We start from the raw sequence: 12388 nt of genomic DNA on the forward strand, positions 1-12388 counted from the left end.
ACCGGGGCGACCGGGAACCGGGAGGACCGCCGAGGCCGGCACACCGACCGGCCATGACCTCAAGGAGAGTCCTATGCAACTGCGCTCACGCGCGAAGCTGTTGGGCATCGGCGCGGCGGCCCTGGCGGGGATCCCGCTCGCGGTCCTCGGGCCGGCGGAAGCCTCGCACGCCGCGGCGTCACCCGCGGCGAAGACCGCGCACTCCTGTGCCGCGAGCAAGCCGGGCTTCGCCTCCTGCAAGGCGATCGTCCGCACCGACACGGCGCAGGCCGCCTCGATCGCCCCGCACGCCACGCCGTCCGGCTACGGCCCCTCCAGCCTGCAGTCGGCGTACAACCTGCCCTCGGCCACGGCCGGCGCGGGCCGGACCGTGGCCATCGTCGACGCCTACGACGACCCCACCGCCGAGGCCGACCTCGGCGTCTACCGCGCGCAGTACGGACTGCCCGCGTGCACCACCGCCAACGGCTGCTTCAAGAAGATCGACCAGAACGGCGGCACCAGCTACCCGCGCGCCAACGGCGGGTGGGCCCAGGAGATCTCCCTGGACCTGGACATGGTCTCCGCGATCTGCCCGAGTTGCCACATCCTGCTGGTGGAGGCGAAGTCGTCCAGCTTCGCCAACCTCGGCGCCGCGGTGAACCGCGCGGCGGCCACCCCCGGCGTCGTCGCGATCAGCAACAGCTACGGCGGCTCGGACGCCTCGGACGCGAGCTACGGCTCGTACTACAACCACCCGGGCATCGCCGTGACCGCCAGCTCCGGTGACAGCGGCTACGGCGCGAGCTACCCGGCGTCCTCGCACTACGTCACCGCCGTCGGCGGCACCAGCCTCAAGTCGGCCTCCACCACGCGCGGCTGGACCGAGACCGCCTGGAGCGGCGCGGGCAGCGGCTGCTCCGCCTACAACGCGGCCCTGTCCGCCGCCGCTTCCTTCGGCACCGGCTGCGCCAACCGCGCCGAGGCCGACGTCTCCGCGGTCGCCGACCCCTCCACCGGCGTCGCCGTCTACGACAGCACCGCCTACCAGGGCCTGTCCGGCTGGCTGGTCTTCGGCGGCACCAGCGTGTCCTCCCCGGTCATCGCCTCGGTGTTCGCCCTCGCCGGCAACACCGGATCGATCGACAACAACTACCCCTACACGCACGCCTCGTCGCTGTGGGATGTGACCTCCGGCAGCAACGGCTCCTGCCCCACCACCCAGTGGTGCACCGCCCGCACCGGCTGGGACGGCCCCACCGGCCTCGGCACCCCCAACGGCGTCGGCGCCTTCTGATCCCGTCCGTCCACGACAGCCGGGGCCTCGGCCCCGGCGCCCCGTCGCACACCGCGGGCCGGAGCACCCCTCCGGCCCGCGGCCGCGCCCGGCCACCGCCGCACGCGGCGCTCGGTCAGTCGATCCGCAGCGCCGCCTTCACCCGGGCGAGGCGGGTGAGGGACTCGGCGTGGCGTTCGGCGCTGTGGCCGGGGCGGGGGTCGAGGAAGGGCGCGCGGGTGCCGGCCACGACCTGGAGGTCGGTGTACTGCAACAGGCCCTCGGCGCCGTGCCGGTGGCCGACCCCGGACAGCTTGCGGCCGCCGGCGGGCGCGTCGTAGGAGGCATAGGCGGTGCGGAAGCCCTCGTTGACGTTGACGGCGCCGACGTGCAGGCGGCGGGCGAGCGCTGCGGCGCGGCGCGGACTGCGGCTCCACACGCTGGCGTTCAGGCCGTACGGGCTGTCGTTGGCCAGTGCCACCGCCTCGTCGTCGTCCTGGAAGGAGCGGACCGACACCACCGGCCCGAACGTCTCCTCCCGGTACGCGAGCATGTCCGGTGTCACGCCGGACAGCACCGTGGGCTCGTAGAACAGCGGGCCGAGGTCGGGGCGTTCGCGTCCGCCGCAGAGCACCCGGGCGCCCTTGGACCGGGCGTCCTCGACGTGCCGCCGCACCCGGTCGAGCTGCTGCCGGGAGGTGAGCGACCCCATGTCGGCGCCGAAGTCCAGGGCGGCGGACATCCGCAGGCCGGCGACGCGGTCCAGGAGGAGCGCCAGGAAGCGGTCGTGCACCGCGGTGTCGACCAGGAACCGCTCGGCCGACATGCACAGTTGGCCGGCGCTGCTGAAGGCGGCGCGGACGGCCCCGCTCGCGGCGCGTTCGAGGTCGGCGTCGGCGAGCACCAGCAGCGGGTTCTTGCCGCCCAGTTCCAGCATGCAGCCGATGATCCGGTCGGCGGCGGCGCGGCCCAGCACGCGCCCGGCCGCGGTGGAGCCGGTGAAGGCCAGGTAGTCGGCCCGTTCGACCAGCGCCGGGCCGACGTCCGCGGGGTCGCCGACCACGATCTGCCACACCTCCTCGGGCAGCCCGGCCGCCACGCACAGTTCGCGTGCCCACAGCGCGGTGCACGCGGTCTGGGTGTCGGCCTTGTGCACCACCGCGTTGCCCGCGAGCAGCGCCGGCACCACGTCGGTCACGGTGAGGCTGAGCGGGTAGTTCCAGGGGGTGATGACGGCGACCACTCCTTTGGGGTGGCGCACCTCCCGGACCGTGGTCAGCAGCGGCACCACCGCGCGGCGGCGGCGCGGCGCGAGCAGGGCGGGGGCCCGGCGGGCGTAGTAGCCGCACACGCCCGCGGCGTCGGCCAGCTCCTCGAAGGCGTGGGCACGCGCCTTCCCGGTCTCCCACTGGACGAGGTCGAGCGCCTCGCGCTGCCGGTCGAGCAGCAGGTGCTGCATCCGCCGGAAGACCCGGGCGCGCTCGCGCGCGCTCCGCCGGGCCCAGGCGCCGCGCGCGGCGGCGGCCCGGTCGTGCGCGTGGGCCACGTCGTCCGGCAGGGCGCTCGGCAGGCGGGCGATGACGTCCAGGGTGAACGGCGCCAGGGGCGTGAGCACGGGTCCGCTGCCGGCCAGGCGCGCGGCCAGGCGGCCGGCGGTCTCGGAGGGCCGGGGGGCGGGGGCGGGCTGCGTGGCGCTCGGGGCGAGGGGCATCGGGTCAGTCCTTGAGCGGGGTCAGGCCGCCGTCCGCGTAGAGCGACGCGACGACTTCGCGGTAGTGCTGCTGGAGTCGTGACCGCCGCAGCTTCAGCGTGGGGGTCACCAGGCCGCTGCGCGGCGTCCAGTCGTCCTCGACGACGGCGAAGCGCTTGATCTGCTCCGGCTGCGACAGGCGCAGGTTCGCGCGGCCGACGGCGGCCCGGAGCGCGTCGGGGTCGGCCGGGCCCGCGGTGGCGATCAGGGCGACGTTGAAGGGGCGTCCGTCACCGATCACGCAGACCTGGTCGATCAGCGGTTCCTCCTCGGCGATCCGCGCCTCGATCCGGGCGGGGGCCATGTTCTTGCCGTAGGCGTTGACGATCAGGTCCTTCTTGCGCCCGGTGATGCGCAGCGAGCCGTCAGGGGCCAGTTCGCCGAGGTCCCCGGTGCGCAGCCAGCCGTGCTCGTCGAAGGCCGCGGCGGTCTCCTGCGGCCTGCCGCGGTAGCCGAGCATCGTGACGGCGCCCCGGACCAGCACCTCGCCGTCGGGCGCGGTCCGCACCTCCACCCCGGGCAGCGGCGGGCCGACCCAGCCCATCCGGTGCCGGCCGGGCTCGGTCACGCAGGCGGCGGCGCACAGTTCGGTCATGCCCCAGATCTCGCCCACCGGCAGGCCGAGGGCGCGCAGGAAGAGCATGGTCTCCTCGCGGATCGGCGCGGCCCCCACGTGCACGAGCCGGGCCTCGTCCAGGCCGAGCAGCGCGCGGACGGGCGCCAGGTGGCTGCGTTCCAGCAGGAGGTACTCCGCCCGCCCGTCGTCGTCCTCCCCCGCGGCCAGTGCCGCGCCCAGCTCCAGCGCGCGCAGGACGCCGTCGCGGAACTCCGCGGGCGCGCCGTCCAGTTCGGCCAGCAGGCGGGTGCGGAGCTTGTCCCACATCCGGGGCACCGAGAACAGCCAGTGCGGCCGCACCTGGGGCAGCACGGTGAACAGCCGGTCCGGCTGCGGGCAGCAGGTGACGTCGGCGCCCAGCAGCATCGGCAGGTAGTGCGAGCAGCACCGCTCGGCGATGTGCGCCATCGGCAGGTAGGACACCAGCCGGCTGCCGGCCGGCAGGGGCGCCCGTTCCAGGAAGGCACGGGCGGTGGCCAGCGCCACGCCATGGCTGATCTCGACGCCCTTGGGCGGCCCGGTGGTCCCGGAGGTGTAGACGACGGTGAGGACGTCCCGCGCGCGCACCCGGTACGGCGCGGGCCCGGGGTGCGCGTCGCCCGCGGCCAGCAGGTCCTGATAGGTCCGCACGCCCGCCGCGCCGGCGGCGGGACCGACGACGACGAGTTCGCGCAGGCCGGGGCAGCGCTCCAGCAGCCCGCGGGCGCGGGCCAGGCCGGCGGCGTCGCACACCAGCACGCTCGCCCGGGAGTCGGTGACCAGGTGGCGCAACTCCTCGTCGGGGGCGGTCGGGTAGAGCGAGCAGGTGGTCACGCCGAGCGTCATGGCGGCCGCGTCCGCCACGTGGAACTCCGGCCGGTTGCCCAGCAGCAGGCCGAGCGTGTCCCCGGGCCGCAGCCCGAGCCCGGCCAGTCCCGCGGCGCAGCGCCGGGCGTCGCCGCGGTAGCGGGCCCAGGTGTACCGCTCGCCGTCGGCGCCGGTCAGGGCCGGCCGGTCGGCGTACGCCTCGGCGGTGAGGTCGAAGGCGTCGGCGAGGGTGGCCGCGCCCAGGGCGCGGTCGACATGGCCGGCGGGGGCGTCGTCGACCGCCGCGGGCCCCGGCCCGTCGGTCGCCGCCGGTCCCTGCCCGGTCATGGGGCGGTCGTGGGGCACGGCCTCAGTCATGGATCACAGCCTCAGTCATGGGTCGCGGCCTCGTTCTCGGTCCCGCGCATGGCCGCGGGGGATTCGGGGAGATGGCGGTATTCCAGGGCCGCCAGGGCCAGTCGGAGCCGCGGCGCGGCGACACCGAGGAGTTCCCCGAGCGTGCCGAGTCGGGTGGAGACCCGCGGCTTCCTGGTCACCAGCGCGCGGCAGATCAGGTGTGCGGCCTGCCGGGGGTCGAGGGCGGGCAGCCGGGCGAACGCCTGGGTGGGCATGCTCATCCGGGTGCGGACCAGCGGCAGGTGGACGGTGCTGACGGCGATGCCCTCGTGGCGCAGCTCCGGGGCCAGCGACTCGCCGAACGCTTCGAGGGCCGCCTTGGAGGGGTTGTAGGCGGTGAACCGGGACATGCCCAGTTGGAGCCCGATGGTGCCGACGTTGACGATGTGGCCGTGCCCGCGCTCGCGCATCCCGGGCAGCAGGCGCAGGGTGAGGTCCACGGCGCCGAAGTAGTTGACGGCCATCGTCCTGCGGTAGTCGTGCGGCCGGTCCGCCGCGTGGACGGTGCCGCGGCGGATCGACCGCCCGGCGTTGTTGATCAGGATGTCGACTCCGCCGTAGTCGTCGATCAACCGGTCGGTGAACGACGACAGCCGGCCGGGGTCGGTGAGGTCGACGGAGAAGGTGCGCACCGTGCCGCCGCCGGTGGCGGCACGGCGCGCGCTCTCGTCCAGCTCCTGCGGGTGGCGGCCGAGCAGCAGCAGCTCGGCGCCGGCCTGTCCGAGCAGCACCGCGACCTCGCGGCCGATCGCTCCGGAGGCCCCGGTGACCAGGACCCGCCGCCCGCCGACCCGTGCGGCCAGCCGGGCGGACCGTCGCTGTCCGCGGGAGATGGGCATGTGCGTCCTTCGGTTCGGGTCAGACGGGCCGGCTGCCGGAGCCGGCCTTCGCCACGGACACCCCGTGGAGGTGGGAGGTGCGCAGGATGGGGTAGTTGAGTTCGCCGAACGGGCCCCCGGTGCGGCCGGTGCCGCCGTGGGTGCCGAGGTAGGGGACGAAGCCGATGTGGGAGTCGTTGACCTTCAGCAGTCCCGCGTTGGTGACCTCGCGGGTGAAGGCGTCGACGACCTTCTCGTCCCGCGACCACAGCGAGTTGCGGAGCCCGTACTCATTGTCGTTGACGAAGGCGATGACCGCGTCGAGGAGGTCGAAGTCGTCGCGGTCGTCGGGGACGACCACCGACAGCAGCGGGAAGAAGGTCTCCTCCCGCACGGCCCGCATCCGGCGCGCCTCGCGGAGCCCGTCGACCCGCAGCACGGTGGGCTCGACGAAGACGCCGTTGACCGTGCGGACGCCGTCGACGTCCACCCGCTCGCCGCCGCAGAGGACCTTTCCGCCCAGCTGCCGCGCCTCGGCGAGCACCTCCTGGAACCGGTCGATCTTCAGTACCGGGCTGAGCAGCACCTCCGGGTCGTCCGGGTATCCGGGGCGCAGTTCGCGGCAGCGGGCGGTGAGCCGGGCCAGCAGCTCGTCGGCGATGTCCGGGTGGACGACGGCGCACTTGGGCACCATGCAGATCTGCCCGGAGCCGTAGAAGCACTCGACGAGCGCCTCCACCGCGCCGTCCAGGTCGGCGTCGTGCCACACCACGGCCGTGTCGTTGCCGGCCAGTTCGAGCACCGGCTTCTTGCCGCGGGCCACGCACTCGGCGCCGAACTCCAGGCCGACGTCGCTGTCGCCGAAGAACATCACGTCGTCGACGTAGGGGCTGTCCAGCCATTGCCGCAGCATCGGGCTGGTCGGGCCGGAGACCAGGTTGAGGGTGCCGGGCGGGGCCCCCAGGTCCTCCAGGACGGGCGCGACCAGTTCGCGGTAGACGAAGGCCACGCCCAGCGGGGAGGTGCGGGGCGCCTTCACCACCAGGGTGTTGCCCGCGGCGAGGGCCGCGATGCCCAGGCCGGAGTTGGTGGCCGCCGCGTTCTGCGGCGGGTTGAGGCAGACCACGCCGTCCGGCTTGCGCAGCAGCGCGAGCGTGTGGTCCGGGCTGTCGAAGCGCTGGTCCATCTGGTCGCGGTAGAAGGAGACGGTCTGCTCGCTGCTGCCCATGAGCATGCCCGCGATCTCCCACTCGGCCAGGCGGCGCGGGTGTCCCTCGGAGATGAGGATGGCCAGCAGTTCGTCGTAGCGCTCGGTGAGGCCGGTGTGCAGCCGGCGCAGGAGCCGCAGCCGCGTCTCCAGGTCCACCCGGGCCCACTCGCGGCGGGCGGCGTGCGCGGCCTCCAGCGCGTCGGCCACGTCCTGGGGACCGCTGATCGCCACTCGGCCGACCATGCCGGTGACGTCGCCCTCCGGGTCGCCGGCGCCGAGCCGTTCGAGTTTGCGCTTGCGGACGAAGGAGGCCCGCGGGTCGGCCAGGAAGGCGCCGGCGTCCAGGCTGTACGTCCAGCCGGTGCCCGGGCGGTCCTCGCCGTTGATGTAGAGCGGGTAGGAGTACCGAAGGGGGGAGGTCGTCGAGGTCGTCGAGGTCGTGGAGGTCGTGGAGATGTCCCGCACGGTCATCGCCGGTCACCCGGCCAGGCCGGCGACGGCGGGCTCGCCCGCGGCCAGGGCGACCTCGTACGGTTCGGCGTCGGCCATCTCCCCGGCGTTGAACGACCTGTAGGCGCCCAGGTCCAGCAGGCCGTGGCCGCTGTAGCAGAAGACGATGACGGCGTGCCGCCGCTGCCGGGTGCACTCCTGGGCCAGGTCGATGACGGCCCGGATGGCGTGCGCGGACTCCGGCGCGGGGACCAGGCCGTGCAGCCGGGCGAAGAGCGTCCCGGCCTCGAAGACCTCCCGCTGGGCGTACGCCCGGGAGTCGAGGATGCCCTCGTGGCGGGCCAGCCCGACGAGCGGCGCGGCGCCGTGGTAACGCAGCCCTCCGGAGTGGATGGGCGGCGGCACGAACTCGTAGCCGAGGGTGTATGTCCTGGCCATGGGGCCCGAGCCGCTGCCGTCCGCGAAGTCGTAGCGGTACTCGCCCGCCGTCAGGGTGGGGCAGGCGGCCGGTTCGGCGGCCAGGATGCCGATGTCGGCGCCCGCCAGCTTGTCGCTGACGAAGGGGAAGGCGAAGCCGCCCATGTTGCTGCCGCAGCCCACCGACGCCACCAGGTGGTCGGGCTGCTTGCCGATCTCCGCCAACTGCTCGCGGGTCTCCAGGCCGACGACGGTCTGGTGGAGCAGCACGTGGTTGGCGAAGGCCCCCATGGAGAAGCGGTCCCCGGGGTTGCGCCGAACGGTCTCCAGCGCCTCGGAGACGGCCGTGGCCTCGGAGCCCGGGTGGTCGGGGGTGCCGGCGAGCAGCGCCCGGCCGTACTCGGTGTGCGGCCCCGGGCTGGGGAGCACCTGCTGCCCGAAGGTCTCCATCAGGTTCCGGCGGTAGGGCTTGCTCTCGTAGCTGGCCCGGACCATGTAGGCCAGCGCCTTGATGCCGAAGAGGCTGCAGGCCAGGGAGAGCGCGCTGCCCCACTGGCCGGCGCCGGTGTCCGTCACCAGGCGGTCCACGCCTTCCAGCTTCGCGTAGTACGCCTGTGCCAGCGCGGAGTTGAGCTTGTGGGAGCCGGACGGGCTGGCGCCCTCGTACTTGAAGTAGATCTCCGCCGGCGTGTCCAGGTGGCGTTCCAGCCCGTGGGCCCGGAACAGCGGGGTGGGCCGCCAGAGGCGGTAGGCCGCCCGCACCTCCTCGGGAATGGTGATCCACCGCTCCATGGAGCTTTCCTGCGCGACCAGGGCCTTGGGCAGCAGCCGCTCCATGAATTCCCGGTCGACCGGTTCCCGGGTCACCGGGTGCAGGTAGTCGTCGGGAATACGCGGCAGGTCGGGGACTACGTTGTACCAGCGCTTGGGAATCTTCGAGAGGGGAAGGTCGTGGCGCTCCAGGAAATTCACGGCTACTCGCTGTCCTTTCGTTCAGTACGCACATCGGTCGAATGATTGACTACTGGACGGAATGCGGGCATGCGGACCCGTGCGGGCATGCGGGCCGTCGATCACCCCGGAAGGATTCGGCAGTGGTAGGTGAATTGCGCGGTGGCCACGTGATCGCCCGCCGGGTCGTAGAGGAGCGAACTCACCACCTCTTCGAACCGCTCTCCGGCGGCGAGCCGCGAGCACCTCGCCCGCACGTCCTCGCCGGACACGTCCGCGACCGCCCTGAGCTGCCCGCGGGCCGCGCGCAGATAGCGGATCTCCGAGGCGCGGAGCACGAAGCGGACGGTGGTCACCCGCTCGCCCAGCGCCCCGGCCAGCGCCCCTCCCGCGGCCGCCTCGGCCACCAGGAAAAGAGCCGCGGCGTGCCCCGTTCCCACGTGGTTGAGCAGGTGGGGGGCGTCGGGCAGGGTGGCGACGGCGCCGTCCGCGCCCAGCTCCGCGAGCCGCGCGCCGACGAACTTCTGGAACGGCACCAGCTCGTTGATCGCCGCCCTGAGGTCGTCCGGGCCGATGGCCGCCGCAGGCGCGGCGGGCGCGCCGGGCTGGTGAGTGGTCTGTGTTCCCGAGCGTTCCAGGACCGTCTCCGATCTCTTCGGTTCGGCGATGTCGATGTCGGTGTCGATGTCGGTGTCGAACTCAGTCGAGAGTGTGACACGGAGGCGGCGGAACATTTTGCATTTCGCCGCATGGCGATTCGTGTTCCTTTTTCCTCGCACAGAATGGTGCAAGGTTGCCGATGGGCAATGTTGCCGCAGGGCAAGCTTATGACCGCAGGGCATTCGGGTGCACCGCGATCATATGTCAGCACATGCAATTGCACGGACACCGCCCATCGTCCGGAAATTCGCCGGATCCGGTGGAACACGCGCGGGCGCCTGGTGGATCCGCGGCCGATCTGCTGCAATTGCCGGACCGAATATCCGGGCTCGCCGAACTGAAATGACGGGGTGTTCTCGTGCCGCACGATGAGATCGAGTCGGAGGGGACCGGCGCCTTGGGCCGCACGGCCGGCCACCCCCGCCGGTGGTGGGTGCTCGCGTCCCTCGTCGTCAGTCTGGTGCTGGTGGTCCTCGACACCTCGATCGTGAGCGTGGCCCTGCGCACCCTCGCCCTCCCGGCGCCCGCGGGGCTCGGGGCCTCCTCCGGCGAACTGCAGTGGGCGGTCGACTCCTACACCCTGGTCTTCGCCTCGCTGCTGATCACCGGCGGGGTGGCCGCGGACCGGTTCGGCAGGAAGCGCACGCTCCTGGCCGGCCTGCTGGTGTTCGGGGCCTTCTCGGCCGCGTCCGCCTACGCGCAGCACGCCGGCCAACTCGTCGCCGCCCGCGCGGGCCTGGGCATCGGCGCCGCGCTGGTGGTGCCGGCGACGCTGGCGATCATCACCGACGTGTTCCCGGCGCGGGAGCGGCCGAAGGCGATCGGCCTGTGGGCGGCGTCGGCCGGACTCGCCGTGGCAATCGGCCCGGTCACCGGCGGGCTGCTGCTGGAGCACTTCTGGTGGGGCTCGATCTTCCTGATCAACGTCCCCATCGTGCTGGCCGGTTTCGCCGCGATCGCCGCCGTGGTGCCCGAGTCGGCCGATCCGGCCGGCAGCCGCTTCGACCCACCGGGCATCCTGCTCTGCGTGGCGGGCCTCTGCCTGCTCGTGCTCGGCATCGTCAAGGGCGGCGAGGCCGACACCTGGACGGCGCCGCCGGTATGGGGGAACACGCTCGCGGGCCTGGCCGTGCTCGCCCTCTTCGTCCTGTGGGAACGCCGCAGCAGCCACCCGGTGGTCGATCTCGGATGGTTCCGGCAGGCCCGGTTCTCTGCCGCCGCCGCGGCGATCGCCGTGGTCTTCTTCGGCCTGCTCGGCACCTCCTTCTACATGATCTTCTACTTGCAGAGCGTCCGCGGCTACTCCTCGCTCCGGGCCGGGTGCTGCCTGCTGCCGCTCGCCGCGGCCCAACTCGCCTTCTCCCCGCAGAGCACCGCCCTGGTCCGACGCTTCGGCGTCCGCGCCGTGTGCACGGCGGGGCTGCTGCTGACCGCGCTGACCTTCCTCGGCGTGAGCACACTGGACCAGCACTCCCCGATCTGGCGGTGCGAAGTCCTCTTCTTCATGATGGGCAGCGCGATGGGCCTGGTCATGCCCGCCGCGACCACCGCCGCCATGGCCACCCTGCCCGACCGCGCGTCGGGCGCCGGCGCGGCACTGCTCAACGCGCTGCGACAGGTCGGCGGAGCGCTGGGCGTGGCCGTGCTCGGCTCCATCCTGTCCTCGCACTACCGCGATCGGATCCAGGAGCCGCTCAGCCTGCTGCCCGCCGGCTTGCGTCCACTCGCCGGAGAGTCCGTCGCCGGAACGCTGACCGTGGCCGACCGCCTCGGCCCGCGCGGCGCGCCCCTGGCCGCCGACGCGGTGCACGCCTTCGTCTCGGCGCAACGCGTCACCTCACTGGCCGCAGCCGGCGTCATGCTCCTCGGCGCCGTCGCCGTGTTCGTCTTCCTGCCCCGCCACCGCGAACACCGAGACCCCGCCGCCCAGCGCACGACCTCCCCCGAGGGCGGCCTGGAATTCCGGACGGAGTGAGGCACGGTCTTGCGGGGGGAGGCAGCACGCTCGTACGGCGGGCGGCACGGTCGTACGGCGGGCGCGGCGCAGTCGCACGGCGGGCGGTGTCCGTGACGCCGTCCTGGCGAACGGTCAACAACGCGGGCGTCCAGAACCCGGCGGCCTCGTCGAGCACACCGGCCTCCGCACCGGCGCCGCGGCAGGCCGGCGCCGCCCGGGGCCGGGGGCGGGGCGGCGCCGGGGGGCTGGTCAGAACTGCACGTCGGAGCAGGCGTAGAAGGCGTTGCCGGTGTCGGCGATCGTCCACACGCCGACGATCATCTGCTTGCCGGTACGCCCGGTGGGGACGGTGCCCTGGTGCACGACGGTGGCCGGCGGCTGGGCGCCGTTGTACGACACCTTCAGGAAGGGCGTGGTGTCCAGCTCCGAGCGGGTCAGCGGCTTGGTCGGATCGTAGCCGTTCTTGGTCAGGTAGTACGAGAAGTCGGTCGTGGCGTGCTGGGCGGTGAGCTTCCAGGTGAAGGTGTAGCTCTGGCCGCCGGTCAGGCGGGTGGCCGGCCAGGCCCCGCCGCGCGGGTCGTCGAGCTGGGCGAAGCGGCTGACGCCGCCGCTGCAGATCGTGCCGTCGGCGGGACCGGCGGCCGGGAAGCCCTTGGGGCCCTCCACGCTCTGCGGCTCGTACTGGATGTCACCGCAGTTCTTGACGGTGCCGGCCGCACACAGGGCCTGGCGGCTGGGCGGGGTGCTGATGTACCCGTGGCTGCTGGCACTGCCGGTGGCCAGCACGACGGCGCTCAACGAGCCGAGGCCGACGACGGCGGCGGCGAGCTTCTTGCGCATGACAGGCTCCCTGGGAATGTGGGGGGATTCCGCCGGTCTGCCGGGACCGGGCGGCACCGGGTCGTTCGGGCCCGGTGCCGCCCGCCAGGTCTAGACCACGCCTCACCGTAGCTGCGCAAAATGGGCATGTCCACAACAATGACAGCCACTTTCGGCCGTCCTGACGCCGGTCGGCGCGCTCGCGTCCGTGGCCGTGCCGTCAGCCCTTGCCGGGTGCCCGGGTTCCCTGCGGCTCGCTGCTGCAGCCGCCCTTGCGGCAGT

The 12388-nt window shown here is 73.4% G+C and carries 9 protein-coding genes; 2 read left to right on the forward strand and 7 right to left on the reverse strand.

What is annotated here, in order from left to right; genetic code table 11:
• Window positions 1-73: 73 nt before the first annotated feature.
• The gene (locus VSR01_RS06500; protein ID WP_326448319.1) at window positions 74-1276 is read left to right on the forward strand and encodes a S53 family peptidase; all 1203 of its coding nucleotides are present in this window, start codon (window positions 74-76) and stop codon (window positions 1274-1276) included.
• 115 nt (window positions 1277-1391) lie between these two features.
• Here VSR01_RS06500 and VSR01_RS06505 read toward each other — a convergent pair whose 3' ends face one another.
• From VSR01_RS06505 to VSR01_RS06530, 6 genes are all read right to left on the reverse strand, one after another.
• A complete protein-coding gene (locus tag VSR01_RS06505) occupies window positions 1392-2966 on the reverse strand; it encodes a succinic semialdehyde dehydrogenase (RefSeq protein ID WP_326448320.1) in 1575 nt (524 codons plus the stop codon).
• A 4-nt stretch (window positions 2967-2970) separates the two neighbouring features.
• Window positions 2971-4785 (reverse strand): AMP-dependent synthetase/ligase, encoded by a 1815-nt coding sequence (locus tag VSR01_RS06510; protein WP_326448321.1) that lies wholly within the window; start codon window positions 4783-4785, stop codon window positions 2971-2973.
• 11 nt (window positions 4786-4796) lie between these two features.
• Window positions 4797-5663, reverse strand: coding sequence for an SDR family NAD(P)-dependent oxidoreductase (locus VSR01_RS06515; protein WP_326448322.1), 867 nt, complete (start codon window positions 5661-5663; stop codon window positions 4797-4799).
• A gap of 19 nt (window positions 5664-5682) precedes the next feature.
• Window positions 5683-7323 (reverse strand): aldehyde dehydrogenase family protein, encoded by a 1641-nt coding sequence (locus VSR01_RS06520; RefSeq protein ID WP_326448323.1) that lies wholly within the window; start codon window positions 7321-7323, stop codon window positions 5683-5685.
• A gap of 6 nt (window positions 7324-7329) precedes the next feature.
• On the reverse strand, window positions 7330-8691 hold the full coding sequence (locus VSR01_RS06525) for a TrpB-like pyridoxal phosphate-dependent enzyme (RefSeq protein WP_326448324.1): 1362 nt from the start codon (window positions 8689-8691) through the stop codon (window positions 7330-7332).
• Between the two features lie 101 nt (window positions 8692-8792).
• Entirely contained in the window at window positions 8793-9404 is a 612-nt protein-coding gene (locus tag VSR01_RS06530; RefSeq protein WP_326448325.1) for a DUF4442 domain-containing protein, read from the reverse strand.
• A gap of 284 nt (window positions 9405-9688) precedes the next feature.
• Here VSR01_RS06530 and VSR01_RS06535 point away from each other — a divergent pair, with 284 nt between their 5' ends.
• Window positions 9689-11305: a DHA2 family efflux MFS transporter permease subunit gene (locus VSR01_RS06535; protein WP_326448326.1), complete on the forward strand. Its 1617-nt coding sequence runs from the start codon at window positions 9689-9691 to the stop codon at window positions 11303-11305.
• Window positions 11306-11536: 231 nt separating this feature from the next.
• On the opposite strand, the gene VSR01_RS06540 is transcribed toward VSR01_RS06535, so the two are convergent.
• Complete coding sequence (locus VSR01_RS06540) at window positions 11537-12127, reverse strand: lytic polysaccharide monooxygenase auxiliary activity family 9 protein (protein ID WP_326448327.1); 591 nt, start codon at window positions 12125-12127, stop codon at window positions 11537-11539.
• Window positions 12128-12388 lie beyond the last annotated feature (261 nt).

The organism is Actinacidiphila sp. DG2A-62 (genome assembly GCF_035825295.1).
In the GTDB taxonomy this organism is placed as follows: domain Bacteria; phylum Actinomycetota; class Actinomycetes; order Streptomycetales; family Streptomycetaceae; genus Actinacidiphila.